Source organism: Streptomyces sp. NPDC048696, from assembly GCF_043198895.1.
Lineage (GTDB): Bacteria > Actinomycetota > Actinomycetes > Streptomycetales > Streptomycetaceae > Streptomyces.
In genome coordinates, this window is sequence record NZ_JBICVJ010000023.1 from 61,959 (window position 1) to 86,654 (window position 24,696).

Consider the following 24,696-nt stretch of genomic DNA (forward strand, 5'->3'; position numbering starts at 1 on the left):
GCGGGGGATCGAACGGTCAAAACGGTCGCCGTGAGCCAGTGCCACTTGGGAAGCCGTGCCCTGTGGGATCGCCGGTCGCCTGGGAAGGCCGCCGGAAGGCCCCTGGTGGGCCCCTTCAGGGGCATCCAGGACCCCCTCCTGAAGAAAGTTCGTGAAGTTCTTCACAAGGAAAACCCGCTGGCGGAGGCCATTTAGGGGCCCTGGGGGTCTCTTCTGGGGTCGAACGGGCTCAGGAGGGCGCGGAACGCGCCAACGTTGGCGTGTTACATGCGTGTGTCGTGGACCCGTGGTCCAGTCCGTACAACCCTGTGAGGGCCAGTTCAGGAGGGGTGAACAACGTTCCCCACTACACCGTGGTTCCCCCCGGACGCCATGACCTCGGTCACGTGGGCCGCGAAGTGTAGCAGAGGCCTCGTCAGACCTTGTGAAGGGGCGCACGAGCGAGGGGTGTGAGGGGGGTGGATACTCGATGGCATGAGCACCACGGAGCGTCCCCGAATCCTCGTCGTAGGCGGTGGGTACGTAGGCCTGTACGCGGCACGGCGCATTCTCAAGAAGATGCGCTACGCCGAGGCGACCGTCACGGTCGTCGACCCGCGGTCGTACATGACGTACCAGCCCTTCCTCCCCGAAGCCGCCGCAGGCAGCATCTCCCCGCGCCACGTCGTCGTCCCGCTGCGACGCGTCGTGCGCGGAGCCGAGGTGCTCACCGGCCGTGTCACCAGCATCGACCAGGACCGCAAGGTCGCCACGGTCGCGCCGCTCGTCGGCGAGGCCTACGAGCTGCCCTTCGACTACCTGGTCATCGCGCTCGGCGCGGTCTCCCGCACCTTCCCGATCCCCGGCCTCGCCGAGCAGGGCATCGGCATGAAGGGCGTCGAGGAGGCCATCGGGCTGCGCAACCACGTCCTGGAGCAGCTGGACAAGGCCGACTCCACGACCGACGAGGAAGTCCGCCGCAAGGCGCTGACCTTCGTCTTCGTCGGCGGTGGCTTCGCCGGTGCCGAGACGATCGGCGAGGTCGAGGACATGGCCCGCGACGCGGCCAAGTACTACACCAACGTGAAGCGCGAGGACATGCGCTTCATCCTGGTCGACGCCGCCGACAAGATCCTCCCCGAGGTCGGGCCGCAGCTCGGCACCTGGGGCAAGGAGCACCTTGAGGGCCGCGGTGTCGAGATCTACCTCTCGACCTCCATGGACTCCTGCGTCGACGGCCACGTCGTGCTGAAGAACGGCCTTGAGGTCGACTCCAACACCATCGTGTGGACCGCCGGCGTCAAGCCGAACCCGGCGCTGGCCCGCTTCGGCCTGCCGCTCGGCCCGCGCGGCCACGTGGACGCCCAGCCGACCCTCCAGGTCACCGGCACCGACTACATCTGGGCCGCGGGCGACAACGCCCAGGTCCCGGACCTCGTCGGCCGCAAGGCGGGCAACGAGAACGCCTGGTGCCCGCCGAACGCCCAGCACGCGCTGCGCCAGGCCAAGGTCCTCGGCGACAACGTGGTCTCCGGCATGCGGGGCTTCCCGCAGAAGGAGTACAGCCACGCCAACAAGGGTGCGGTCGCCGGTCTCGGCCTGCACAAGGGCGTCGCGATGATCGTCATGGGCAAGATGAAGATCAAGCTCAAGGGCCGTCTCGCCTGGTACATGCACCGTGGCTACCACGGTCTGGCCGTGCCCACCTGGAACCGCAAGATCCGCGTCTTCGCCGACTGGACGCTCGCGATGTTCCTGAAGCGCGAGGTCGTCTCGCTCGGCGCCATGGAGACGCCGCGCGAGGAGTTCTACGAGGCCGCCAAGCCCGCTCCGGCCCCGGCCGCGAAGGTCGAGGAGAAGGCCAAGGCCTCCTGACCTCGGTCGAGTAAGCAGTACGCCCGAAGGGGCCGCCCGCCATCCGTGGTGCGGGCGGCCCCTTCGGCGTACCCGGCCATCGGTGGCCGCGGGCGGTAAGCGCCCCTTCGGCGTGTACGCCACCGGTGGCCGCTTGCCGTCACCCGCACGCCGGTCCCGTACGCCTGTGGCGCTGTAGCGGGATGACCGGTGGCCGGGGCACTGTTGTCCGGGGTGCCGGGCAATCGTGGGCTCGACTTCACGGAGGTGTGGACCATGGCCGACGCCGCTTCGCGGCTGACCGCTCTCGCCGACAAGCTTCTCGGGGAGCCGCTTCCGGTCCGGATCCGCGCCTGGGACGGCAGCGAGTCCGGTCCCGCGGGCGCTCCGGTCCTGGTCCTGCGCCACCGCCGCGCCCTGCGCCGGCTGCTGTGGCGGCCGGGCGAACTGGGCCTGGCCCGCGCCTGGGTGGCCGGTGAGCTCGACATCGAGGGCGACCTCTACCACGCGCTCGACCTGATGGCCGGGCTGCTCTGGGAGCGCGGCAGCGAGCCCAAGGACACGGTCCATCCCGTACGCGACCCGAGGATGCGGGCCGCCGCCCTGGAGCTGATCCGGCTCGCCGGACCGCTGCCGCCGCCCGCCCCGCCCGCCGAGGAGCTGCGCCGCCGCACCGGCCGTCTGCACACCAGGCGCCGCGACCGGCAGGCCATCAGCCACCACTACGACGTGGGCAACGCGTTCTACGAGCTCGTCCTCGGGCCCTCGATGGTCTACTCCTGCGCGTACTGGAGCGAGGGCGGCACCCTGGAGGAGGCCCAGCGCGACAAGCTGGAGCTGATCTGCCGCAAGCTGGGCCTCACCGAGGGCCTGCGGCTGCTCGACGTCGGCTGCGGCTGGGGCTCGATGGCCATCCACGCCGCCCGCCACCACGGCGTCCACGTCGTCGGCATCACGCTCAGCGCCGAACAGGCCGCGTACGCCCGAAAGCGCATCGCCGGGGAGGGCCTGACGGACCGTATCGAGATCCGCGTCCAGGACTACCGGGACGTGGACGACGGTCCGTACGACGCGATCTCGTCGATCGGGATGGCCGAGCACGTCGGCACCGAGCGCTATCGCGAGTACGCCGACGACCTGTACGCGCTGCTCAAGGACGGCGGCCGGCTGCTCAACCACCAGATCGCCCGCCGCCCGGAGCGCGACGAAGCGGCGTACCACGTGGACGAGTTCATCGACGCGTACGTCTTCCCCGACGGCGAACTGGCGCCGCTCGGCCGGACCCTGTCGACGCTGGAGGAGGCCGGGTTCGAGGCGCGGGACGTGGAGGCCATCCGCGACCACTACGCCCTCACCCTGCGCGAGTGGGTGACCAACCTGGAGGCGGGCTGGGAGCGGGCGACCGCTCTGGCGAGCCCCGGCCGGGCCCGCGTCTGGCGGCTCTACATGGCCGCGTCCGCGCTGTCCTTCGAGTCCAACCGGATCGGCGTCAACCAGATCCTGGCCGTGAAGCCCCCGGCGGACGGAGCCTCGGGAATGCCGCTGCGGGCACGCAGTTGGGGGAGCCCCGCGGGCCCGATGAGCCCTACGACGTAACGAGAAAGGGGAAGGGCCCGGGACGGCACAGGCCGTCCCGGGCCCTTCCCCCTTGTAGGTGGCCCTACTCCGTCTTGATCGCCGTCAGCATGTTCAGACGGGCGGCGCTGCGGGCCGGCCAGAGGGCGGCCAGGACGCCCACCAGGCCCGCGAGGAACAGGAAGAGCGCGATCCGGTCCCACGGGATGACCAGCGCGTACTCCGGCACCGAGCCCTTGATGGTCTGGCCGATGGCCCAGGCCAGGAAGGTGCCGAGGCCCACGCCGATCACCGCGCCGAAGACCGAGATGACCACGGCCTCCAGGCGGATCATGCGCTTGACGCGACGGCGGTCCAGGCCGATCGCCCGCAGCATGCCGATCTCCTGCTGGCGCTCGAAGACCGACATGGCCAGCGTGTTGACCACCCCGAGGACGGCGATGATCAGGGCCATCGCGAGCAGGCCGTACATGATGTTGAGCAGCGTGTTGATCATGCCGCCGAACGCGTCGCGGATGTCCTGCTGGTCCATGAAGCTGATCGCCGGGTTGTCGCCGAGGGCGTTGACCAGCGCCTGCTCATTGGCCTTGGTGGCGCCGCCGTCCATCTTCACGAAGACCTCGCGGATGAACGAGCGGGTCTCGTGCGGGTCGAGCAGCGTGGTCGAGGCGAGCACCGAGGACAGGAAGTCCTGCTTCTTGAAGACCGCGCCCACGGTGAGCTGCCCGGTCTTCTTGTCGTTGAACTCGACCGGCAGCCGCGTGCCCACCTTCCAGCCGCGCTTGTCGGCGGTCTCGTCGTCGACCGCGACCTGGCCCTTGCCGAGGGTGGCGAGCGAGCCGGAGACCGTCTCCAGGCGCATCACCTTCTCGATGTCGCCCGGCGTCACCCCGGCGACCTCCTGGTGCGAGTCGCCGAGCTTCAGATACGAGGACTGGCGCGGCGAGACCGCCGTGACGCCTGCGGCCTTGCGCAGCTCCGGCACCACGGACTTGTCCAGGTCGCCCCCGCTGGCCATCTGGACCATGTAGTCGGCCTTGACGTTGTCCGTGGTCGTCTTGTCGATCGACTTGCCGAGCGTGACGCCGAGCACCGACAGACCGGTGACCAGGGTGAGGCCGATGGCGAGCGCGGAGGCGGTGGCGCCGGTGCGGCGCGGGTTGCGGACCGCGTTCTGGCTGGCCAGCTTGCCGGAGACACCGAACGCCTTGGCCAGCGCCGGGCGCACCAGCGCGATGACCGGGCGGGAGAGCAGCGGGATCAGGATGATGATGCCGACCAGGGCCAGGAAGGCGCCCAGGCCGATCATGGTCTTGCCGTCCTTGCCGGTGGCGGCGCCGGACAGGACCGCGCCCGCGCCGAGCAGCGTGATGATCGCGCCGATCGTGTTCCGTACGACCAGGGACTTCGTGGTGGCGACGCCGTGCACGCTGTTCATCGCGGCCACCGGCGGGATCTTCGCGGCGCGCCAGGCGGGCAGCAGGGCGGCGATCAGGGTGACCAGGACGCCGACCGCGAGCGCGGCGATGACCGGGGTGGCCGAGACGATCAGCGAACCGGCCGGGAGCTTGACGCCGAAGGAGTCCATGGCGGAGCGCAGCCCGACCGCGAGGCCGAGGCCGAGCCCGAAGCCGACGGTGGAGGCGAGCGTGCCGACCACCAGCGCCTCGGCGAGCACCGAGCGCCGCACCTGGGAGCGCGAGGCGCCGACGGCGCGCATCAGGGCGAGCTCACGGGTGCGCTGGGCGACCAGCATGGTGAAGGTGTTGGAGATCAGGAAGACACCGACGAAGAGCGCGATGGCGGCGAAGGCGAGCAGCGTCTGGCTCAGCGCGCTCAGCCCGTGCTCGATGTCGCTGGCCTCCTGGTCGGCGAGCGCCTGGCCGGTCTTGGCCTCGGAGTGCTCCGGCAGCAGCGGCTTGACCTCGGCGAGGATCTTCGTCGCGTCGGCGCCCGCCTTGGCGGAGATGTTGAGGTTCTTGAAGAAGCCCGGCTTCAGATAGAGCTGCTGGGCGACCTTGGTGTCGAACAGCACCAGGCTGCCGCCCGCGTTGACCGCGCCGTCCTCGGTGGTGAAGACACCGGAGAGCGTGTACGTCTTCACCGGCCCGTTGGTCGCCACCCGCACCCGGTCGCCGACCTTGTACCTGCCCTTGTCGGCGGTGTCCTTGTCGAGGGCGATCTGGCCGTCCTGGACGGGCCCGGAGCCGTCGGCGAAGGTGTACGCGGGGTCCGTGCCGTCCTTGCCCGGGGAGAAGTTGCCGCCCTTGTTGGCCCAGCCCTGCCCGATCAGCTTGCCGTGCTGGTCGGCCACGCCGGCGAACCCGTCGACGCGCCCGTTGACGGACGAGACCCCGTCCAGGGCCTCGATCCTGGCGACGGTCTGCTTGCTGACGCCCGGGTCCTGCTTCTCGTCGTCACGGTTCCCGTACGAGGTGACGGCGACGGCGACGTTGTCGTAGCTCTTGGCCGACTGGTGCTTGAAGGCGCTCTTGAGGGTGTCGGTGAAGACCAGCGTGCCGGAGACGAAGGCGACGCCGAGCATCACGGCGAGCACGGTCATCAACAGCCTGGCCTTGTGCGCGAGCACGTTGCGCAGGGCGGTTTTGAACATGGGCTTTCTCAGTCCTGGGGGAGTTCGAACAGGGGGGTGGCCGGTGCCGGTGGCACGCGGTTCAGCTCGTACGCCCCTTGGCGTCGAACTCCTTCATCCGGTCGAGCACGCCGTCGGCGCTCGGGCTCAGCATCTCGTCCACCACGCGTCCGTCGGCGAGGAAGATCACGCGGTCCGCGTAGGAGGCGGCGACCGGGTCGTGGGTGACCATGACCACGGTCTGGCCGAGCTCGCGCACCGAGTTGCGCAGGAAGCCCAGGACCTCGGCGCCGGAGCGGGAGTCCAGGTTTCCGGTCGGCTCGTCGCCGAAGATGATCTCGGGCTGGGAGGCGAGGGCGCGGGCCACGGCCACGCGCTGCTGCTGACCGCCGGAGAGCTGGGTGGGCCGGTGCGAGAGGCGGCCCGACAGGCCGACCATCTCGATGACCTTCGCCACCCACTCCTTGTTCGGCTTGCGGCCCGCGATGTCCATCGGCAGCGTGATGTTCTCGGCGGCGGTCAGCGTCGGCAGCAGGTTGAACGCCTGGAAGATGAAGCCGATCTTGTCCCGGCGCAGCTGGGTGAGCTGCTTGTCCTTGAGCGAGCCGAGCTCGGTGTCGCCTATGCGCACCGACCCGGAGCTGAACGAGTCGAGCCCGGCCACGCAGTGCATCAGCGTCGACTTGCCGGAGCCCGAGGGGCCCATGATCGCGGTGAACTCGCCCTGGCGGAAGTCGACCGACACCCGGTCGAGCGCGACCACCTGGGTCTCGCCCGCGCCGTAGACCTTCGACAGCTCGGTGGCGCGGGCGGCCACCGCGGTGGCGCGGTGTGCGGTGGGGATGGTGGTCAACGGAGGACTCCTCGAACGACGTGGCTGGGGACCCCTCCAGTCTCGATGCCGCCGCACCCCCGGAACGTCAGTCGCTGTGCCCGTTCGGTGGCCCACTTGAGTCTTATGCCGGCACTACTCGCCTCCTCCTCGGGTATGACGCCGCCCCTGAGAGACCCCCGGCGGCGCCGGCCCGGCCGGGAGCGCACGCGGGGGAGTCGAATTCGCGTCATTCCGTTACGTACAGTCCGGCTGACCGGTATGCCGGCCAACCGCCTCCGGCATGTGCCGGAGCCAACGTCAGGCGGACTGACGCACCCTCAGACGCCAATAAAATAAGACAACATCGGCTGACGTTCCGCCGTGTGAGGGACGTGTCCGGATAGGCTCTTCGGGCGAACGTAAGAACCGCGCGACCAGCCCGGATGGTGGAAAGCAGACACGGCGAGCTTAAACCTCGCTGGCCCTCGGGCCGTGCCGGTTCAAGTCCGGCTCCGGGCACCTCACGCCCCCTTGGGGAGAGAAGCAGAGAACCGTTAATTCGGTGGGCGGAAGTACCGTATTTCGTCGAATGGGTGACACCCGGGTAAACACTTCCGCAAGCTTCCCGCCACCGCGGCCCCCACCGCCCGCTCCCGCCCCGCGCGCCCCGGCCGCCGCAGGCCCGGGTGTTCGGGACCGCCGGGCCGTGCCGACGTACCCGGCACCCGCCCCCGTGGCACTCTTGTGACCGTGGAACCCTGGTGTGAGTCGGATGTGGCGCGGAAAGATCCTCCCAGAGCACTAGGGTGAATGTTTTGCGTTCCCATTACCCTTGACGTCAAGGCCGCGCACGGTGGCCATGGAGGAGTGAGATGAGGAGCAGCAACCCGGTCTTCTCGCGACGGGGGTTCAGCCGCGACAACGGCTACGCGGGCTTCAACACCGCGCCGCAGGCCGGGGGCAACCCGTACGCGCAGGCCCCCTACGGCCAGCCGCAGGCGAACCCGTACGCGACGAACCCCTACGCCCAGCAGGACACGCAGTACGGCGCCCCGCAGGCCCCGGCCCGCGGCAACGTGATGACGATGGACGACGTCGTCTCGCGCACCGCCATCACGCTCGGCGTCGTCGCGCTCGGCGCGGTGCTCGCCTGGGCCCTGCTGCCGGTCTCGACGACCAGCTACGGGCTGGCGGTCGGCTCGGCGCTGGTGGCGTTCGTGCTGGCGATGATCCAGAACTTCAAGGCGAAGCCCGTCCCGGCGCTGATCATCGGCTATGCCGCGTTCGAGGGCGTCTTCCTCGGCGTGATCAGCGAGATGTACAACGAGCGCTGGTCCGGCGCCCCGTTCCAGGCCGTGCTCGGCACGCTGGCGGTCTCCGGCGCCACGCTGTTCGCGTACAAGCAGCGCTGGGTCCGCGTGACCGCGCGCTACGCCCGCATCGGTATGACCATCGCCATCGCGTTCGTCCTGGTGACCATGGTCAACCTGCTGGTGGTCGCCTTCGGCGGCGCCTCCGGCGGCGGTCTGCGCAGCTTCGGCCCGCTCGGCTTCGCGGTCGGCGTGCTCGCCATCCTGATCGGCTGCTTCTTCCTGACGCTGGACTTCAAGCAGATCGAGGACGGCATCACCTACGGCGCCCCGCGCGAGGAGTCGTGGCTGGCCGCGTTCGGTCTGACGATGTCGCTGGTCTGGATCTACCTGGAGATGCTGCGTCTGGTGGCGATCCTCCAGGGCGACGACTGACGCCCGCGCACATGAAGGAGGGGCCCGTCCGGCAGCTGCCGGACGGGCCCCTGTGCGTTGCCCTTCGGGTACGGGGGATTCCTACCTCTCCTCAGAGCAGGCGGCGCGCGGCCCGCCGCAGGTCGTACTCGTGGATGATCGCCTTGGCATGGCCGTATGCGAGGTCGTGCTCGCTCCTCAGCCAGCTGACCTTCTCCTCGAACCGTACGAGGGAAGGGCCTTCGTCTACGGTGCGCAACCAGTCGGAGACCTCACGACCGGTGCAGTGGGGGATGCGGGAGAGCAGGTTGCGATGGGTTTCTGCGGAGAAGACTTGGGACATCGGCGCCTCCGGACGCATTGCCTGGGGGTCCCCCCGTTCGGGCGGAGCCCGGAACGCGGGAGAGGGTCCTTCACGTCACCGTGCCTGAGCGTTCGCGTATTGGCAACAGTCCCGGGGCGGCGCGTAGGGTCGCGGCGTGCTAGATGTGACCCCGCTCCTCGCCGCCGTCGACCGCTTCGCCGACCGGCTGCGTGCCGCCCCCGAGAGCAGGCTCCGGCGTGGCGCGGCAGCCGAAGGACTGGCGCTGGCCAGGGAATTGTCCGTACGGGCCCAGCGTCTTGAGACCCCGGACCGCGAGCCGCGCGTGATGCCGGACGCCGGGGCCTTCGCGGTCGCGGACCAAGTGGCGGTCGCGGGCCGCGATTTGGCCGAGGCCCTGCGCTCCACGACGACGGCCCCGTCCGCGGAACTGGACGAGGCCGTGGGATTGATCGGGGAGGCGGGGGAGCGGGCGTTCGGATAGTTCCGGGGCCCTCCGGGCCCCGTCAAGCACGTAGAGGCCCGTAGAAGCCCGCACAAGGGCTACAGGGACGCGATGACCCGGTCCGCGAGGATGTACACGCTCTCCTCGCCGCACGAGAACGTCAGCGCGTACGCACCGGAGATGCCCGACCCGCCGAGCAGCACCGGGCTCTCCCCCTCGCGCAGCGCCTGAGCCAGGCGCTCGGAGGTCTCGCGGTGGCCCGGGGTCATGCAGAGCGTGGTGCCGTCGGCGAAGACGTACACATCGAGCGTGCCCAGCGGCCCCGGACGCACGTCGGTGAGCGCCGTGCCCGCCTCGGCCAGCGTCTCCAGGCGGGCGACCGTGGACTCGTGGTCGGCCACGACCGGCGTCTGGACCGGGACGAAGTCGGGGTGCGAGGGGTGGCGGCGGCGGGCGGCCGCGAGCTCCGGGGAGTCCTCGGGGAACTCCTCGTACGGCTCCACGCCGAGCTCGGTGGCCTCCAGACCGGCGAAGTCGGCCTGCCGGGGCAGGAACAGCGCGGCGTCCTCGCCCAGGCCCGCGAGGCCGCCCAGGAGCGACGGGGTGTCCGCCGCGTCCCGCGCCTCCTGCGCCGCCCAGAACGCGCGCGCCTCGGCCAGCTCGCGCTCGCGCTCCTCGGCCAGCGCCTCGGCGACGGCCGCGCGTATCTCGGCGAGCGGGGTCTCGGCGCCGCGCACCTGGTGGGGCACGGTGGCGGAGAGGGGCGCGCGGTCGGCCGCGAGGTCGGCGCGCAGCGCCACGACCTGCTTGCGCAGCCCGTGGACCGCGTGCAGGGCAGCGGCGCCCACGGCCGTGGCAGCGGCCGTGGTCAGCAGCAGGGCAAGAGACATGGCGCTCACTGACTTACTCCCGGATTCAAACGATTCCCCGACTTCCTACCTCAGCTTGTCGTGGGCCCGCTCTCCCTGTCAGTGCATTACGTCACGAAATGGACAGGTCTTTCTGCCCGAGGTTTACCCCGGAAACGCCCTGACCTGCGGTAATGCCTCTCCCCCGGGACGTACGTCACATCCTGGGGGAGATTCGGTCACGAACCGGTGGCGGAGGGGTTGAAAGGTGTCAGCTGAGGCGCTCGATGACCATGGCCATGCCCTGGCCGCCGCCCACGCACATCGTCTCCAGGCCGAACTGCTTGTCGTGGAACTGGAGGGAGTTGATCAGCGTGCCGGTGATCCGGGCGCCGGTCATGCCGAAGGGGTGGCCGACGGCGATGGCGCCGCCGTTCACGTTCAGCTTGTCGAGCGGGATCTCCAGGTCGCGGTACGACGGGATCACCTGGGCGGCGAACGCCTCGTTGATCTCGAACAGGTCGATGTCGCCGACGGTCAGGCCCGCCCGCTTGAGCGCCTGCTTGGAGGCCTCGACCGGGCCCAGGCCCATGATCTCGGGGGACAGGCCGGTGACGCCGGTGGAGACGATCCGCGCCAGCGGGGTCAGGCCGAGCTCGCGGGCCTTGGTGTCGCTCATGATGACCAGCGCCGCGGCGCCGTCGTTGAGCGGGCAGCAGTTGCCGGCGGTGACCAGGCCGTCGGGGCGGAAGACGGGCTTGAGGCCCTGGACGCCCTCGATGGTGACACCGGCGCGCGGGCCGTCGTCCAGGGAGACCACGGTGCCGTCCGGGGTCGTGACCGGGGTGATCTCCCGCTCCCAGAAGCCGTTCTTGATGGCGGCCTCGGCGAGGTTCTGCGACCGGACGCCGAACTCGTCCATGTCCGCGCGCGTGACGCCCTTGAGCCGCGCCAGGTTCTCGGCGGTCTGGCCCATCGCGATGTACGCGTCGGGGATCAGGCCGTCCTCGCGCGGGTCGTGCCAGGAGGCGCCGGTGGACTGCGCCACGTCGGCGGTGCGGGCCTCGGCGTCGGCGAAGAGCGGGTTGTGGGTGTCGGGCATGCCGTCCGAGGAGCCCTTGACGGACCGCGACACCATCTCGACACCGGCCGAGATGAAGACGTCGCCCTCGCCCGCCTTGATGGCGTGCAGCGCCATGCGGGAGGTCTGGAGCGAGGACGAGCAGTAGCGGGTGATGGTGCAGCCCGGCAGGTGGTCCATGCCCATCTGCACGGCCACGATCCGGCCGAGGTTGTGGCCCTGCTCGCCGCCGGGCAGGCCGCAGCCGAGCATCAGGTCGTCGATGTCGCGCGGGTCGAGCTCGGGGACCTTGGCGAGGGCGGCCTGGATGATCGTGGCGGTCAGGTCGTCCGGGCGGACGTCCTTGAGGGAGCCCTTGAAGGCGCGGCCGATGGGGGAACGAGCGGTCGAGACGATCACGGCTTCGGGCATCACGGCTCCAGAGGCTAAGCGGGCTGGCTCTCTGGGAAGTTACCCGTACGTACGGAATTGGTCATCCAACGCGACGTGTGATGCGGACCTCTTTTCTAAGCGGTCGCTCAGAGGGGCGTGTCCGGTGGGGCGCGTTCGGGGGGCGCGTTCGGTGGGGTGCGGCGCCCGCACATGCGAAGGGGCGCCGCACCCCGGAAGGTGCGGCGCCCCGATGCCTTGCTTACTTCGCCGAGTCCTTGGCCAGGAACGCCAGCAGGTCCTGGCGGCTGACCACGCCCGAGGGCTTGCCCTCGATCAGGACGATCGCCGCGTCGGCCTCGCCGAGCACCGCCATCAGCTCGGCGACCGGCTCGCCCGAGCCGACCTGCGGCAGGGGCGCGCTCATGTGCTTCTCCAGCGGGTCGGAGAGCGAGGCGCGCTGCGCGAACAGGGCCGACAGGAGCTCCTTCTCCACCACCGAGCCGATGACCTCGGCGGCCATCACGTCCGGGTGCCCCGCGCCCGGCTTGACGATCGGCATCTGCGAGACGCCGTACTCGCGCAGCACCTCGATCGCCTCCCCGACCGTCTCCTCGGGGTGCATGTGGACGAGCGAGGGCATCGCGCCCACCTTGTCGGCGAGGACGTCGCCGATGCGGGCCGAGGGGCCCGCCTCCTCCAGGAAGCCGTGCCCGGCCATCCACTCGTCGGAGAAGATCTTGGAGAGGTAGCCGCGGCCGGAGTCCGGCAGCAGGACGACCACCACGTCGTCCGGGCCCAGGCCCTCGGCCACCCGCAGCGCCGCCACGACCGCCATGCCGCAGGAGCCGCCGACCAGCAGGCCCTCCTCCTTGGCCAGGCGGCGGGTCATCTGGAAGGAGTCCTTGTCGGAGACCGCGACGATCTCGTCGGTCACCTCACGGTCGTACGCCGTCGGCCAGAAGTCCTCGCCGACGCCCTCGACGAGGTACGGACGGCCGGAGCCGCCGCTGTAGACCGAGCCCTCGGGGTCCGCGCCGACGACCCGCACCGAGCCGCCGGAGACCTCCTTGAGGTACTTGCCGGTGCCGGAGATCGTGCCGCCGGTGCCGACGCCCGCCACGAAGTGCGTGATCTTCCCGTCCGTCTGCTCCCACAGCTCGGGACCGGTGGTCTCGTAGTGCGAGCGCGGGTTGTTCGGGTTGCTGTACTGGTCCGGCTTCCAGGCGCCGGGCGTCTCGCGCACCAGCCGGTCCGAGACGTTGTAGTACGAGTCCGGGTGCTCCGGGTCGACCGCCGTCGGGCAGACGACGACCTCGGCCCCGTACGCCCGCAGAACGTTGATCTTGTCGAGCGACACCTTGTCGGGGCAGACGAAGATGCACTTGTAGCCCTTCTGCTGGGCCACGATGGCGAGGCCGACACCCGTGTTGCCCGAGGTGGGCTCGACGATGGTGCCGCCCGGCTTGAGCGCGCCGCTCTGCTCCGCCGCTTCGATCATGCGCACGGCGATACGGTCCTTGACCGAGCCGCCGGGGTTGAAGTACTCGACCTTGGCCAGGACCGTCGCCTGGATGCCCGCGGTCACACTGTTGAGCTTCACCAGCGGGGTATTGCCGACGAGGCTGATCATCGAGTCGTGGAATTGCACCGTTGTCTCCGGGGTCTCCGTGATGGTGCCGCCAGCGTATGCGCAGAGTGCGGGCGTGTTCACCTCATGGCGTGATTGAGCGACACCTGTCACCGGGCAGGTAGCTGATGTACGGCTCCTAGGAGGTGGCCAGGGAGGTGGCGGTGGCTGGGAGTGTGTTGACCGGTTCGGCCGGGTCGCGGGCGCGGGTGGCACGCCGCATCGCCGCGGGGGCGGCGTTCGGCGGGGGCGGCATCGGGCTGCTCGGGGCCGCGGCGCTCGGTCTGCTGCTCGCGGAGGCGGCGCTGGCGAAGCGTTCGGTGGGCGGCGGCACCGCGCCGCACCCGCCCAGCGCCGACGGTCTGTACGGGGTCGCGTACGCCAACGGCTCGCCCCCGCTGCGCCTGGGCATCCTGGGCGACTCCACGGCGGTCGGGCAGGGCGTGCGGCGGGCCGGGCAGACGCCCGGGGCGCTGCTGGCCGCCGGGCTCGCGGCGGTCGCCGAGCAGATGGTCACCCTGCGCAATGTGGCGCAGCCGGGCGCCCAGTCGGACGACCTGGACCGCCAGGTGTCCCTGCTGCTCAGTGATCCGGTCCGGATCCCCGACGTCTGCGTGATCATGATCGGCGCGAACGACGTCACCCACCGGATGCCGCCCACCACCTCGGTGCGCCATCTGGCGGGCGCGGTGCGCCGGCTGCGCACGGCCGGGGCCGAGGTCGTCGTCGGCACCTGCCCGGACCTCGGCTCGGTGGAGCCGGTCTACCAGCCGCTGCGCTGGCTGGCCCGCCGGGTCTCGCGCCAGCTCGCCGCCGCCCAGACGATCGTGGTGGTGGAGCAGGGCGGCCGGACGGTGTCGCTCGGCCATCTGCTCGGCCCGGAGTTCGAGGCGAACCCGCGCGAGCTGTTCGGGCCGGACAACTACCACCCCTCGGCCGAGGGGTACGCGACGGCCGCGATGGCCGTCCTGCCCACGCTCTGCGCCTCGTTGGGCCTGTGGCCCGACGCCGACCAGCTGGAGGCGGACCGCGACGAGGACATCCTGCCGGTGGCGAAGGCGGCGGCCGAGGCGGCGGCGGAGGCCGGTACCGAGGTCAGCGGGGCCCGCGCGCCCTGGGCCCTGCTCAAGCACCGGCGCCGGCGGCGGCTGCCGCCCGCGACCGAGCCGTCCACCGCGCACCCGGCGCATCCGGCCCACCCCTGATCCCCACGGGGGCCGATCGTCCGTCAGCGGCGGGCGCGTCCGGGCGCATTGGTCGCGGAACTGGTACGAGCGCGACACGTTGGCGCAGCACGCGCTTAACACGGGTGCGGCACATTGGTGGATGTCGGCGGGGGAGACCCCGGCGGCACCACCAGCGGCGTCATGGACCTCCGGAGCGGCTCCCGGACCTCCCGGCGCCCAGGACGCGCGACCGGCCCTGACCCGGGACCGTGTCCCTCGCGGGGACCGCCGTCGTCCCGCCCCCCGGGCGACCGGGGGTGCGGCGGTCCCCGCGCTCAGCTTCTGTCCGTACGTACGGGGGCCGGTCGGCCTCAGTCCGTGGCGTCGGCCCGCTCGCGGCGCGGCCACGGCCACGGGCGGGCGGCGTGCACGGCGTTGACGCCGAGGATGCCGGCCCAGGTGACGAAGAGGCCGCTCAGCCCCGCGTTCACGGCGCCGATCGCGGACAGCGGGATGGCCAGGATCAGCGAGATCATGCCGAAGCCGAAGCGCTCGCCGAAGCTGATCTCGCCGCTGCTCGCGGCGGGGCGGCCGCCCCGGGCCACCACCATCTGCTGCTCGGCCAGCTGGCGCCGCACGCGACGGTCCACGGTCCCGTCGACGCGCTGCTCGACCTTCTCCAGGAACGACTCCAGGAGGGCGCTCTCGTACTCCGGCCCCAGTTCCCGGCGGGCGTGCAGGGTGGCGTCGAGTTCCTTCTTCAGCTCGGCGTCCTGAAGCGGACCGTTCCTGAGCTCAGTGTCGCGGGCTTCCATGCTTCCACGGTACGGAGCCGACGGCACGGGCACAGTGGGGTTAGCCCCCGTACTTGCCCGGCTGCATATGGTCATGCAGAGTGCGGGGCGACTGAATATTCTGGGTGCGGCACATCTGGACAGAGGAAGGGGGCCGGCATGAGCGACAGCCCTGCCGCGCGGCTGCAGCAGCTCTTCGAGGGGCGCCGGCTCACCCCGACCCAGCGGCGGATCGCGCACAGCATGGTGCGCCGCGCCGCCGACGTGCCGTTCCTCTCCAGCGTGGAGCTCGCCGAACTGGCCGGGGTCAGCCAGCCGTCCGTGACGCGCTTCGCGGTCGCCCTCGGCTTCGACGGCTACCCGGCCCTGCGCCGCCATCTGCGCGAGGTGGCGCCGGTGAGCGTGCCGCCGGGCGACGAGGACGAGTACAACGAGTACCAGCAGGCGGTCCAGGCGGAGATCGAGAACCTGCGCCACCTCGCGGGTCTGCTCGCCGACCCGGCGCCGGTCGAGCAGGCGGGGCGGCTGCTGGCCGCCTCCCGTCCGCTGCCGGTGCTCGGGCTGCGCGCGGCCTCGTCGCAGGCGCGCGGGTTCGCGTACTTCGCGGCCAAGGTGCATCCGGATGTACGGCTGCTCGACGAGGGCGGGTCGATGCTGGTGGACCGCATCGACGCCGCGGTCCGGGCCGGGGCGTCGGCGCTGCTGTGCTTCGCGCTGCCGCGGCATCCGAAGGAGGTCGTGGAGACGCTGTCGTACGCGCGGTCTTCCGGGCTGACCGTGGTCACGGTCGCCGACTCCGCCTTCGCGCCGGTGGCGCGGCACAGTGATCTGCTGATCCCGGCGGCGGTCGGCACCGGCCTCGCCTTCGACACGGCCTGCGCCCCCATGCTGCTCGGCCGTGTCCTGCTTGAGGCCATGTGCGACTCCCTCCCGGACGCGCAGGCACGCCTGGAGGACTTCGACGCGGGGGCCGCGGTACGCGGCTTGTTCGTGGAGTAGGCCGTCTCCCGCCTGCGGGCCGTGCGTGGTTGCTCGCGTTCGTCCGCGGATCGTGCGTGGTTGCTCGCGCAGTTCCCACCTTGCCGCAGACGTGAACGGAGCTAAAAGAGCAGTGCGTCCGGGGTCGCGCCGCCCGATTCCGCGACGATCTCAGCCACTGTCTGGGGGCGCCGCACCACCGCGAAGCGGGCGCCCTCCGCGGACGCGGTGAAGCCGTAAACCCCCGGCCTGGCAAGGCTGTTGTAGGCGTAGTGGTGGGCGAAGTAGTACGCGCCGGTGTCCAGCACCGCCACATAGTCCCCCTGTTCGAGCAAGGGCAACGCCCGCCCCCGCGCCAGCAGATCGCCCGCGAAGCAGGCCGGACCGGCCACGTCCTGGACGACGGGCGGGCCGGACCTGGGGCGTCCCTTCGCGTCGTACACGGCGATCCGCAGCGGCCAGGACGCGGGCGCGTACACGGTGCGGGCCGCGATCTGCACGCCCGCGTGGGTGACCGCGACGGGCCGCCCGCCGGACGTCTTCGCGTACTCCACGCGCGCGAGGACCGTGCCGTGCTTGGCGAGCAAGGACCGGCCGAACTCGGTGACCAGCGCGTACGAGCCGTCGAACAGGCCGGGCACGCGCTCGCGTAGCAGCCGCGCGTACTCCTCGTACGTCGGTGTCACCTCGTCCGAGTGGAAGTTGACCGGGAGCCCGCCGCCGATGTCGAGCGTGTCGACCTGGCGGCGGCCCACGCGCGCGTTGATCTCCTCGGCCAGTTCGTGCGCGGCCCGCACCCCCTCGGCCATCAGCTCAAGGGGCACGCCCTGCGAGCCGGAGTGGGTGTGCAGCCGGGTCAGCCAGGGGCGGTCCGCGTACGCCCGCACGATCCACTCCCGGGCCCCCTCGTCCCGCAGCGCGACGCCGAACTTCGAGGTCGCGGTCGCCGTCGACAGCGCGTCGATGGACCCCGCGCCCAGCTGCGGGTTGATCCGCAGGCCGAGCGGCGAGGCGGTCGGGGCGGCGGCCACCAGCGCGTCGAGGCGGGCCAGCTCCTGCGCGTTGTCGGCGTTGACCGCGATGCCCAGCGCGAGGGCTTCGCGCAGCTCGGCGGGGGTCTTGGCGGGGGAGTCGAGGACCGTGCGGCCGGGCCCGATGTCGGCGGCGCGGGCGAGGGCCAGCTCGCCGGGGCTGGCGACCTCGGCGCCGAGGCCCTGCGCGGACAGCAGTCGCAGCACCGGCACCAGCGGGCACGCCTTGACCGCGAACGCGTGCAGCACGGGCGCCGTCGTCACGGCGGCGAAGGCGGCGCGCAGCGCGGCCGTGCCCTCCCGGATGCCGGTGACGTCGAGCAGGGCCGCCAGCGGCGCCTCGGGGCCGACCACGCCCTGTTCCACGGCCGCCCGTACCGCCTCGTCGCGGCGCACGGCCGCGTCCGTCTCGGTCGGGGGCGTGTCCGTCATGGGATCAAGCCAATCACCGGGTGCGCCGACGCGCAGACGTACCGATGTATTGACTAGTTCTATTCAGGCGGCGAGGATGTGAATATCTGAGTCACGTCGTGAGGAGGCCTCGCCATGTCAGGACCCCGCCCCGTACGGGCACCGCGCGGTACGGAACTGAGCGCCCTGGGATGGCAGCAGGAAGCCGCCCTGAGAATGCTCCAGAACAACCTCGACCCCGAGGTCGCCGAGCACCCCGACAAGCTCGTCGTCTACGGCGGCACCGGCAAGGCCGCGCGCGACTGGCGCTCCTTCGACGCGATGGTGCGCACGCTCAGGACCCTGAAGCAGGACGAGACCATGCTGGTCCAGTCCGGGCGCCCGGTCGGTGTCATGCAGACCCACGAGTGGGCCCCGCGCGTCCTGATCGCCAACTCCAACCTGGTCGGCGACTGGGCGAACTGGGAGGAGTTCCGGCGCCTGGAGGCGCTGGGCCTGACCATGTACGGCCAGATGACGGCCGGTTCGTGGATCTACATCGGTACCCAGGGGATCCTCCAGGGCACGTACGAGACGTTCGCGGCGGTCGCGGCGAAGAAGTTCGGCGGCACGCTGGCCGGGACGATCACGCTCACCGCCGGGCTCGGCGGCATGGGCGGCGCCCAGCCGCTCGCCGTGACGATGAACGACGGCGTCGCGATCTGTATCGACTGCGACCCGCGCGCCATCGAGCGCCGCATCGAGCACCGCTACCTGGACGTGAAGGCCGACTCCGTGGAGCACGCGCTCCAGCTGGCGGTCGAGGCCCGCGACCAGCGCAAGCCGCTCTCCATCGGCCTGCTCGGCAACGCGGCGGAGCTGCTGCCGCGGATGCTGGCCGAGAGCGCGCCGATCGACATCGTCACCGACCAGACGTCGGCGCACGACCCGCTGTCGTACCTGCCGGTGGGCGTCGACTTCGACGACATGGCGACGTACGCGGCGAAGGACCCGGCGGGCTTCACCACCCGGGCGCGCGAGTCCATGGCCCGGCACGTGGAGGCCATGGTCGGCTTCATGGACGCGGGCGCCGAGGTCTTCGACTACGGCAACTCGATCCGCGGCGAGGCCCAGCTGGCGGGCTACGACCGGGCGTTCGCCTTCCCCGGCTTCGTCCCGGCGTACATCCGCCCGCTGTTCTGCGAGGGCAAGGGCCCGTTCCGCTGGGCGGCGCTGTCGGGCGAGGCGTCCGACATCCACAAGACCGACAAGGCGATGCTCGACCTGTTCCCCGAGAACGAGTCGCTGCACCGCTGGATCAAGATGGCGGGCGAGCGCGTCCACTTCCAGGGGCTTCCGGCGCGGATCTGCTGGCTGGGTTACGGCGAGCGGGACAAGGCGGGCGAGCGCTTCAACGACATGGTGGCGTCGGGCGAGCTGGCGGCCCCGCTGGCCATCGGCCGCGACCACCTCGACTGCGGCTCGGTGGCGTCCCCGTACCGCGAGACCGAGGCGATGCTCGACGGCTCGGACGCGATCGCCGACTGGCCGCTCCTGAACGCCATGGTCAACGTCGCCTCCGGCGCGTCCTGGGTCTCCATCCACCACGGCGGCGGCGTCGGCATGGGCCGCTCCATCCACGCGGGCCAGGTCACGGTGGCGGACGGCACGGCGCTGGCGGGCGAGAAGATCCGCCGCGTCCTGACGAACGACCCGGGGATGGGCGTGATCCGCCATGTCGACGCCGGGTACGACATCGCGGAGTCGGTCGCGGACGAGCGGGGCGTGCGCGTGCCGATGCGGGAGGGTGACGCATGATGGGGGGCACCCCGTCGGCCCCTGGCGGCGCGGGCACCCCGTCGGCCGAGGGCGGTCCGGGGCCCGGCCCTGGGTCGTCGGTCGGCTCACCGTCGGTGGGGGCTGGTCGCGCCCGCGCGGCGGAGCCGCAAATGTCACAGCCCCGCGCCCCTGAAGGGGCGCAGGCACCCGGCGGGGCGCGGGAGGTTGGCGCGGAGCCCCGAGGCGAGGCGAAGGGGTCCGGGGCTGAGCCCCGTGGCGGGGTGCAGGGGGCGCAGCCCCCGCTGGGGGGTTCGGGGGCGGAGCCCCCGAGGGAACCCTCCTCCCTCACCCCCACCCACCCCCGGAGGGTTCAGGGGAGGGGCGGGGTGGGGGAGGCCCCCTCGTTCCACGACATGTGGCGGGACCTCGCGCCCATCGGGCGGGACGCCGGGACCCACGGGTACCGGCGGTTCGCCTGGACCGGCGCCGACGCCGAGTGCCGCGCCTGGTTCCGGGCACAGGCCGAGTCCCGCGGGCTGACCTACGAGCTCGACCGGAACGGCAACCAGTGGGCCTGGGACGGCGACCCGACCGCAGGGGACGCCGTCGTCACGGGCTCCCACCTGGACTCCGTCCCCGACGGCGGCGCCTTCGACGGCCCCCTCGGCGTCGTGTCGTCCTTCGCCGCGCTGGATGAACTGCGACGACGCGGAGCCGTACTCACCCGGCCCCTCGCCATCGTCAACTTCGGCGACGAGGAGGGCGCCCGCTTCGGCCTCGCCTGCGTCGGCTCCCGCCTCACCTCCGGACAGCTCACCGTCGAGGCAGCCCACCGGCTGCGCGACGCCGACGGCATCAGCCTGCCGCAGGCGATGGAGCGGGCCGGATACGACCCGGACGCCATCGGCCCGGACCGCGAACGCCTCGCCCGCATCGGCGCGTTCGTCGAGCTGCACGTCGAACAGGGCCGCGCCCTCGACCTCAGCGGCGACGCCGTCGGCATCGCCTCGGCGATCTGGCCGCACGGCCGGTGGCGGTTCGACTTCGCGGGCGAGGCCAACCACGCGGGCACCACCCGCCTGGTGGACCGGCGCGACCCGATGTTGACGTACGCCGAGACCGTCCTCGCCGCCCGCCGCGAAGCCGAACTCGCGGGCGCGGTCGCCACCTTCGGCAAGATCTCCTGCGAGCCGAACGGCGTCAACGCCATCCCGTCACTGGTGCGCGGCTGGCTGGACTCGCGCGCCGCCGACCAGGCGACCCTCGACACCGTCGTCACGGCGATCGAGCGCGCCGCGCAGGACCGCGCGGAGCGGGACGGCGTGGACCTGACCGTCGTACGGGAGTCGTTCACGCCCGTCGTCGAGTTCGAGCACGCCCTGCGCGACGAGCTCGGCAAGATCCTCGGCGGGCACACCCCCGTCCTCGGCACGGGCGCGGGACACGACGCCGGGATCCTCTCCGGGACGATCCCGACCGCCATGCTGTTCGTACGCAACCCCACGGGCGTCTCGCACTCCCCGGCCGAGTACGCCGGCGAGGACGACTGCGTCGCCGGGGTGATCGCACTCGCCGATGTTCTGGAGGGCCTGGCGTGCAGGTGACGTCGTACTGGCTGGAGCACGCCTGGCTCGACCCCGAGGTCGAACCGGGTGTGCTGCTGGAGGTCGCGGACGGGCGGATCGCCGCCATGCGCAAGGGAGTCGAGACGCCTCCCCCCGGCGCCGAGGTGCTGCGCGGCCTCACCCTGCCCGGCCTCGCCAACGCCCACTCGCACGCCTTCCACCGGGCCCTGCGCGGCACCGTCCAGGTCGGCTCCGGCACCTTCTGGACCTGGCGCGAGGTCATGTACACGGTCGCGTCCCGGCTCACCCCGGAGTCGTACTACGCGCTCGCGCGAGGCGTGTACGCGGAGATGGCGCTGGCCGGGATCACGGCCGTGGGCGAGTTCCACTATCTGCACCACGCGCCCGGCGGCACGCCCTACGACGACCCCAACGCGATGGGCGAGGCGCTGATCTCGGCCGCGCAGGAGGCCGGGATCCGGATCACGCTGCTGGACACGGCGTATCTGTCGTCGGGCTTCGGCGAGGCGCCGTCCACGCACCAGCTGCGCTTCTCGGACGGCAGCGCCGAGGCGTGGGCCGAGCGGGCCGCGCTGCTGAAACCGCGCGACGGCGTACGTCTGGGCGCGGCGATCCACTCCGTACGGGCCGTGCCCGCCGACCAGTTGGGCACGGTCGCCGAGTGGGCGCGCGAGCGGGGGGCGCCGCTGCACGTCCACCTCTCCGAGCAGGTCGCCGAGAACGAGGCGTGCCTGGCCGCGCACGGGTGCACGCCGACGCGGCTGCTCGCCGACCACGGGGTGCTCGGTGAGCGCACCACGGGTGTCCACAACACCCACCTCACCGACGAGGACATCGCGCTGCTCGGCTCGTCGGCGACGGGTACGTGCATGTGCCCCACCACCGAACGCGACCTCGCGGACGGCATCGGTCCGGCGGTGGAGCTGGAGCGCGCCGGATCGCCCCTCTCGCTGGGCAGCGACAGCCACGCGGTGATCGACCTCCTGGAGGAGGCGCGGGCGATGGAGCTCAACGAGCGGCTGCGGACCCGGACGCGGGGGCACTGGACGGCCGCGCAGCTGCTGCGCGCGGCGTCGGCGGCCGGGCATGCGGCGCTGGGCTGGAGCGACGCGGGCCGCCTTGAGGCGGGCGCGCGCGCCGACTTCGCGACGGTCGCGCTCGATTCGGTGCGTACGGCGGGGCCGGTGGCCCGGCTGGGCGCCGAGACGGCGGTGTTCGCGGCGTCGTCGGCGGACGTGCGGCACACGGTGGTGGCGGGCCGCCACGTGGTCCGCGACGGCGTCCACACGACGATCCCGGACGTCCCGACAGCCTTGGCGGAGGCGATCGCGTCCCTACGGGAGTGAAGCCCCCAGCGGGGCTGCGCCCCGGCCGTTCGTCTGCGGATCGTGCTGGGTTGCTCGCGCCCACGCGGCGGAGCCGCAAATGTCACAGCCCCGCGCCCCTGAAGGAGGGCCCGAAGGGCCCATCAAGGGGCGCGGGGAACTGCGCGACCAGCCCCCACCGGCCCGCAGCCGACGCACCCAGCTGCCCGCAGGGCACCGAGAGGAAGCCATGACCACCCGCACCACCACCCTCATCACCAACATCCCCACCCTCGTCACCAACGACCCCGCCCTCGGCGAAGGCCCCCTCGGGCTCATCGAGGACGGCGCCGTCGTCATCGAGGGGGACACCGTCGCCTGGGTCGGGCGGGCGGGTGAGGCGCCCGACGCCGACCACCGGCACGACGCCGAGGGCCACGCCGCCATCCCCGGTTTCGTCGACTCCCACTCCCACCTCGTCTTCGCGGGCGACCGCACCCAGGAGTTCAACGCCCGGATGTCGGGGCAGGCGTACAAGGCGGGCGGGATCCGTACCACCGTGGCCGCCACCCGCGCCGCCACCGACGAGCAGCTGAGCGCGAACGTCGGCCGCTACATCGGGGAGGCGCTGCGGCAGGGGACCACGACGTTCGAGACCAAGTCGGGGTACGGGCTCACCGTCGCCGACGAGGCCCGCGCGCTGCGCATCGCGGCCCAGCACACCGACGAGGTGACCTACCTCGGCGCGCACATCGTCTCGCCCGACTACGCCGACGACCCCGCCGGATACGTCGAGCTCGTCACCGGCGAGATGCTGGACGCGTGCGCCCCGTACGCCCGTTGGGTCGATGTGTTCTGCGAGAAGGGCGCGTTCGACGGCGACCAGGCCCGGGCCGTCCTGCTCGCCGGCAAGGCGAAGGGGCTCACCCCGCGCGTCCACGCCAACCAGCTCTCGTACGGCCCGGGCGTCCAGCTCGCCGTCGAGCTCGACGCGGCCAGCGCCGACCACTGCACGCACCTCACGGACGCCGACGTCGACGCGCTGGCGAGCGGCCGTACGGTGGCCACGCTGCTGCCCGGCGCCGAGTTCTCCACCCGCGCGCAGTGGCCCGACGCCCGGCGGCTCCTTGACGCGGGCGTGACCGTCGCGCTGTCCACCGACTGCAACCCGGGCTCGTCCTTCACCAGTTCCATGCCGTTCTGCGTCGCGCTCGCGGTACGGGACATGGGGATGACCCCGGACGAGGCCGTCTGGGCGGCCACCGCCGGGGGCGCGGCGGCGCTGCGGCGCACCGACGTGGGGCGGATCGCGCCCGGCGCCCGCGCCGACCTCGCGCTGCTCGACGCGCCCAGCCACGTCCACCTCGCCTACCGGCCGGGCGTGCCGCTGATCAGCGACGTCTGGCGTCAGGGCGTCAAGTGCCGATAGCTCCTGGGGTGGGCGTCCAGGTACTCGGCGAACGACTGCGCCGGGTGGCCGGTCAGCCGGGGCACGGTGTCCGAGACGGCCGCCATCTCGCCGGTCGCGATCGCCTCGTACGAGCTCACCCAGCCGGTGAGCTCCCACTGCTCGGCGCCGTAGCCCGCGCGTGAGGCGAACGCCTCCTCGCGGGTCTCGGGCACATAGGTGATCTCCCGGCCCGCCACCCGGCTCAGCTCGCGCGCCGCGTCGGCGAGGGTGAAGGCCTCGGGGCCGGTGATGTCGTAGGTGGCCCCGGCGTGCTCGGTGTCGTCGCCGAGCAGGACGGCGGCGGCCACGTCCGCGATGTCCTCGTGCGCCACGGCCCCGACCCGCCCGTCCCCGGCGGGTCCCCGGATCACCCCGTCCGCCCCGGCCATCGCGGCGATCCCGGCGAGGTAGAGGCTGTCCCGCAGGAACGTGTACGCGAGGCCCGAGGCGCGGATGTGCTGCTCGGTGTGCCAGTGGTCGCGGGCGAAGGTGAAGGTGGCGTCGGGGGCGGCGGCCAGGAACGACACGTACACGATCCGCGTCACCCCGGCGGCGACGGCCGCGTCCACCGCCGTGACGTGGTCGCGCACCCGGTCGGGCGCCTCGTGCGCGGAGACCAGGAACAGCGTTCCGGCCCCGGCCAGCGCCGCCCGCATCGCCGGGCCGTCCCCGTACGCGGCGGGCGGCGCCTTCGCGCAGCCCGGCAGCTCCGGCAGCCGCGCGGGGTCGCGCCCGAGCAGCCGGGCCGCCACGCCCCGGTCGGCGAGCCGCCGGGCCACCCGCCCGCCCACGGCTCCACCGGCTCCGGTGACGGCGATGATCGCGGTCATGGTGATCTCCTCATCGGATGCTGCTCGCCATCGTGCCGCAGGTGCCCGCCGGTCGCACGCCTAGGGCCTGTCCGGTGGATCTGGCCGCCTGCGGTGCCGGGTGCGGTTTCGGTGCTGGTGAGCGGGGTCGTGGTGCGTGCAGCTGCAAGGCGGA

At 72.0% G+C, this 24,696-nt stretch carries 19 protein-coding genes and 1 tRNA gene; 11 read left to right on the plus strand and 9 right to left on the minus strand.

What is annotated here, in order from left to right; translation table 11 throughout:
• Positions 1–474 precede the first annotated feature (474 nt).
• Both ACGFRG_RS33205 and ACGFRG_RS33210 read left to right on the plus strand, forming a co-directional pair.
• On the plus strand, positions 475–1,854 hold the full coding sequence (locus tag ACGFRG_RS33205) for an NAD(P)/FAD-dependent oxidoreductase (protein ID WP_188277347.1): 1,380 nt from the start codon (positions 475–477) through the stop codon (positions 1,852–1,854).
• A 255-nt stretch (positions 1,855–2,109) separates the two neighbouring features.
• The gene (locus tag ACGFRG_RS33210; RefSeq protein WP_393269988.1) at positions 2,110–3,429 is read left to right on the plus strand and encodes a class I SAM-dependent methyltransferase; all 1,320 of its coding nucleotides are present in this window, start codon (positions 2,110–2,112) and stop codon (positions 3,427–3,429) included.
• A 64-nt stretch (positions 3,430–3,493) separates the two neighbouring features.
• Here ACGFRG_RS33210 and ACGFRG_RS33215 read toward each other — a convergent pair whose 3' ends face one another.
• Both ACGFRG_RS33215 and ACGFRG_RS33220 read right to left on the minus strand, forming a co-directional pair.
• Complete coding sequence (locus ACGFRG_RS33215; protein WP_393269991.1) at positions 3,494–6,022, minus strand: ABC transporter permease; 2,529 nt, start codon at positions 6,020–6,022, stop codon at positions 3,494–3,496.
• Positions 6,023–6,083: 61 nt separating this feature from the next.
• Positions 6,084–6,854 (minus strand): ABC transporter ATP-binding protein, encoded by a 771-nt coding sequence (locus ACGFRG_RS33220; RefSeq protein WP_361427561.1) that lies wholly within the window; start codon positions 6,852–6,854, stop codon positions 6,084–6,086.
• 398 nt (positions 6,855–7,252) lie between these two features.
• Here ACGFRG_RS33220 and ACGFRG_RS33225 point away from each other — a divergent pair.
• A tRNA-Leu gene (locus ACGFRG_RS33225) sits at positions 7,253–7,334 on the plus strand.
• 353 nt (positions 7,335–7,687) lie between these two features.
• Positions 7,688–8,560, plus strand: a complete 873-nt coding sequence (locus ACGFRG_RS33230; RefSeq protein ID WP_361427564.1) for a Bax inhibitor-1/YccA family protein — start codon at positions 7,688–7,690, stop codon at positions 8,558–8,560.
• Between the two features lie 91 nt (positions 8,561–8,651).
• Here ACGFRG_RS33230 and ACGFRG_RS33235 read toward each other — a convergent pair whose 3' ends face one another.
• Positions 8,652–8,882, minus strand: coding sequence for a DUF4287 domain-containing protein (locus tag ACGFRG_RS33235; RefSeq protein ID WP_361427566.1), 231 nt, complete (start codon positions 8,880–8,882; stop codon positions 8,652–8,654).
• 136 nt (positions 8,883–9,018) lie between these two features.
• On the opposite strand from ACGFRG_RS33235, the gene ACGFRG_RS33240 reads away from it, so the two are divergent.
• Positions 9,019–9,345: a hypothetical protein gene (locus ACGFRG_RS33240; RefSeq protein WP_361427569.1), complete on the plus strand. Its 327-nt coding sequence runs from the start codon at positions 9,019–9,021 to the stop codon at positions 9,343–9,345.
• 59 nt (positions 9,346–9,404) lie between these two features.
• Here ACGFRG_RS33240 and ACGFRG_RS33245 read toward each other — a convergent pair whose 3' ends face one another.
• The 3 genes from ACGFRG_RS33245 to ACGFRG_RS33255 all read right to left on the minus strand — a co-directional run bounded on the left by ACGFRG_RS33245 (position 9,405) and on the right by ACGFRG_RS33255 (position 13,255).
• Complete coding sequence (locus tag ACGFRG_RS33245; protein WP_361427625.1) at positions 9,405–10,181, minus strand: hypothetical protein; 777 nt, start codon at positions 10,179–10,181, stop codon at positions 9,405–9,407.
• 244 nt (positions 10,182–10,425) lie between these two features.
• Positions 10,426–11,646 carry an acetyl-CoA C-acetyltransferase gene (locus ACGFRG_RS33250; RefSeq protein ID WP_361427572.1) on the minus strand — a complete coding sequence of 407 codons (1,221 nt, stop codon included), beginning with the start codon at positions 11,644–11,646 and terminating at the stop codon, positions 10,426–10,428.
• A gap of 220 nt (positions 11,647–11,866) precedes the next feature.
• Positions 11,867–13,255, minus strand: a complete 1,389-nt coding sequence (locus ACGFRG_RS33255) for a cystathionine beta-synthase (protein WP_361427575.1) — start codon at positions 13,253–13,255, stop codon at positions 11,867–11,869.
• Positions 13,256–13,443: 188 nt separating this feature from the next.
• Here ACGFRG_RS33255 and ACGFRG_RS33260 point away from each other — a divergent pair, with 188 nt between their 5' ends.
• A complete protein-coding gene (locus tag ACGFRG_RS33260) occupies positions 13,444–14,439 on the plus strand; it encodes an SGNH/GDSL hydrolase family protein (protein ID WP_361427628.1) in 996 nt (331 codons plus the stop codon).
• A 332-nt stretch (positions 14,440–14,771) separates the two neighbouring features.
• On the opposite strand, the gene ACGFRG_RS33265 is transcribed toward ACGFRG_RS33260, so the two are convergent.
• A complete protein-coding gene (locus tag ACGFRG_RS33265; RefSeq protein ID WP_393269998.1) occupies positions 14,772–15,215 on the minus strand; it encodes a hypothetical protein in 444 nt (147 codons plus the stop codon).
• 138 nt (positions 15,216–15,353) lie between these two features.
• Here ACGFRG_RS33265 and ACGFRG_RS33270 point away from each other — a divergent pair, with 138 nt between their 5' ends.
• Complete coding sequence (locus ACGFRG_RS33270; RefSeq protein ID WP_361427581.1) at positions 15,354–16,193, plus strand: MurR/RpiR family transcriptional regulator; 840 nt, start codon at positions 15,354–15,356, stop codon at positions 16,191–16,193.
• A gap of 101 nt (positions 16,194–16,294) precedes the next feature.
• Here ACGFRG_RS33270 and ACGFRG_RS33275 read toward each other — a convergent pair whose 3' ends face one another.
• A complete protein-coding gene (locus tag ACGFRG_RS33275; protein ID WP_393270002.1) occupies positions 16,295–17,635 on the minus strand; it encodes a diaminopimelate decarboxylase in 1,341 nt (446 codons plus the stop codon).
• Between the two features lie 114 nt (positions 17,636–17,749).
• Between ACGFRG_RS33275 and hutU the strand changes: the two genes are divergently transcribed.
• From hutU to hutI, 4 genes are all read left to right on the plus strand, one after another.
• Entirely contained in the window at positions 17,750–19,411 is a 1,662-nt protein-coding gene (gene hutU / locus ACGFRG_RS33280) for a urocanate hydratase (RefSeq protein ID WP_361426382.1), read from the plus strand.
• A gap of 374 nt (positions 19,412–19,785) precedes the next feature.
• Positions 19,786–20,976 (plus strand): allantoate amidohydrolase, encoded by a 1,191-nt coding sequence (locus ACGFRG_RS33285; protein WP_393270026.1) that lies wholly within the window; start codon positions 19,786–19,788, stop codon positions 20,974–20,976.
• Complete coding sequence (locus ACGFRG_RS33290; RefSeq protein WP_393270005.1) at positions 20,967–22,304, plus strand: formimidoylglutamate deiminase; 1,338 nt, start codon at positions 20,967–20,969, stop codon at positions 22,302–22,304. The genes ACGFRG_RS33285 and ACGFRG_RS33290 overlap by 10 nt, the downstream gene beginning before the upstream one ends.
• A gap of 208 nt (positions 22,305–22,512) precedes the next feature.
• Entirely contained in the window at positions 22,513–23,691 is a 1,179-nt protein-coding gene (gene hutI, locus ACGFRG_RS33295) for an imidazolonepropionase (protein ID WP_393270010.1), read from the plus strand.
• Here the strand turns inward: hutI and ACGFRG_RS33300 are convergent.
• Positions 23,670–24,542 carry an NAD(P)H-binding protein gene (locus tag ACGFRG_RS33300; RefSeq protein WP_361426391.1) on the minus strand — a complete coding sequence of 291 codons (873 nt, stop codon included), beginning with the start codon at positions 24,540–24,542 and terminating at the stop codon, positions 23,670–23,672. The two genes, hutI and ACGFRG_RS33300, sit on opposite strands and share 22 nt — an antisense overlap.
• Between the last annotated feature and the right edge of the window lie 154 nt (positions 24,543–24,696).

Coding starts and splice junctions, on each gene's coding strand:
- ACGFRG_RS33205 (WP_188277347.1), top strand. CDS start 475: ATGAGCACCACGGAGCGTCCCCGAATCCTCGTCGTAGGCGGTGGGTAC.
- ACGFRG_RS33210 (WP_393269988.1), top strand. CDS start 2,110: ATGGCCGACGCCGCTTCGCGGCTGACCGCTCTCGCCGACAAGCTTCTC.
- ACGFRG_RS33215 (WP_393269991.1), bottom strand. CDS start 6,022: ATGTTCAAAACCGCCCTGCGCAACGTGCTCGCGCACAAGGCCAGGCTG.
- ACGFRG_RS33230 (WP_361427564.1), top strand. CDS start 7,688: ATGAGGAGCAGCAACCCGGTCTTCTCGCGACGGGGGTTCAGCCGCGAC.
- ACGFRG_RS33235 (WP_361427566.1), bottom strand. CDS start 8,882: ATGTCCCAAGTCTTCTCCGCAGAAACCCATCGCAACCTGCTCTCCCGC.
- ACGFRG_RS33250 (WP_361427572.1), bottom strand. CDS start 11,646: ATGCCCGAAGCCGTGATCGTCTCGACCGCTCGTTCCCCCATCGGCCGC.
- ACGFRG_RS33265 (WP_393269998.1), bottom strand. CDS start 15,215: ATGGAAGCCCGCGACACTGAGCTCAGGAACGGTCCGCTTCAGGACGCC.
- ACGFRG_RS33270 (WP_361427581.1), top strand. CDS start 15,354: ATGAGCGACAGCCCTGCCGCGCGGCTGCAGCAGCTCTTCGAGGGGCGC.
- ACGFRG_RS33275 (WP_393270002.1), bottom strand. CDS start 17,635: ATGACGGACACGCCCCCGACCGAGACGGACGCGGCCGTGCGCCGCGAC.
- hutU (WP_361426382.1), top strand. CDS start 17,750: ATGTCAGGACCCCGCCCCGTACGGGCACCGCGCGGTACGGAACTGAGC.
- ACGFRG_RS33285 (WP_393270026.1), top strand. CDS start 19,786: ATGTGGCGGGACCTCGCGCCCATCGGGCGGGACGCCGGGACCCACGGG.
- hutI (WP_393270010.1), top strand. CDS start 22,513: ATGACCACCCGCACCACCACCCTCATCACCAACATCCCCACCCTCGTC.
- ACGFRG_RS33300 (WP_361426391.1), bottom strand. CDS start 24,542: ATGACCGCGATCATCGCCGTCACCGGAGCCGGTGGAGCCGTGGGCGGG.